The 1,078-nt window shown below is 53.5% G+C and carries 1 protein-coding gene; it reads left to right on the top strand.

Annotated elements, in window-relative coordinates:
• Nucleotides 1-40: 40 nt before the first annotated feature.
• Nucleotides 41-934, top strand: coding sequence for a DUF5677 domain-containing protein (locus EIP75_RS23770; protein ID WP_125245665.1), 894 nt, complete (start codon nucleotides 41-43; stop codon nucleotides 932-934).
• Nucleotides 935-1,078: the final 144 nt, after the last annotated feature.

Here is a 1,078-nt window from a genome sequence, read left to right as displayed (position 1 = left end):
TGTTAACGCGGGCGTTAGGCCCATCTAAACCCCATAGCGTATGGACGCAAAGGAAGAACTCCCACTCATCGATGCACTGCGCGGTCTTGCTATGCTTCAGCAGGAGTTTCTGCGTCTGGCTCTTTTCATCGCCTCGGAAGGCCCAGCGAACTTTGATGGAGAGCTACTCACTTGCAGCCTACCTGATGCACAACGACGCGTCAGCACTTTGCTTGCTATGGGGGCCGGACAATCAGTCGAGTCGCTTCTGCGCATTGCCAAGCAGCAAGGAATTCCAGTCCGAGACGCTTATCCGATTGCACGCTCAGCAGTTGAGTCGTTCATTAATGCCAGCTACTTGTTATCCGAAGGAGACGAGGTGGCAAGTCGTGCAATTCGCTATATTGATTTTGCAGCTTGGCGCCACCATAACCGGAGGTTCGGAAGCGGCGAGTACTCTATTGAGGTTCGCTCTGACCCTGACCCCAAGTCAACCATTGCAAATAAATTTCCTGAGTTCGCAGGAAAAGGACAAGGGAGTTGGACCAACTTAGACGTTCCCAGTCGAATCCGGCGAGTGGGTGAGCTATCGGGACGAAAAGCTGGTTCTCGACTACTTGCGGCCTACGGATTAGTCTACTCTCTCTCGTCGGAAGTCATTCACGGCTCTCCGTTCGGGGCAAGCTACTTCTACACGGCACACGTTCAAGATAAATCCAGCGTCGAGGCATTTCGGGCCGGTACGGTACGGCAGTCAGAAGAGATTCTCTTTGCAGTTCTTAGCGCAAGTTGCGGCTACCTGGCTGCGTTCTTCGAGCATCAAAGCATGCTGGCACCACTTGCTGCCGTAGAGAAGCTTTTTGACCGTCTAATTGCGTTAAATGAGCTGCCACCTTCAGCCTTCCCTACAGCTTCATCACAACCGTCTGAGAATGCGCCTTCACAGCAGCAATGAGCCGGAGGAAGCTGGTAAGGTCAATAGCCTGCCTGCGCGCCACGGCGTGGTTTCGACTTGCAAGTGCAACACACAAAAAACAGGCCATGCTAGCTAAAACGCTCTTCCACTACGCGCCGCAGCCTAACTGTCGGTTCAACGCGG

The sequence above is a fragment of the Aquabacterium soli genome, from assembly GCF_003933735.1.
Taxonomy (GTDB): Bacteria; Pseudomonadota; Gammaproteobacteria; order Burkholderiales; family Burkholderiaceae_C; genus Aquabacterium; species Aquabacterium soli.
This window is presented reverse-complemented; position numbering and strand designations above follow the sequence as displayed.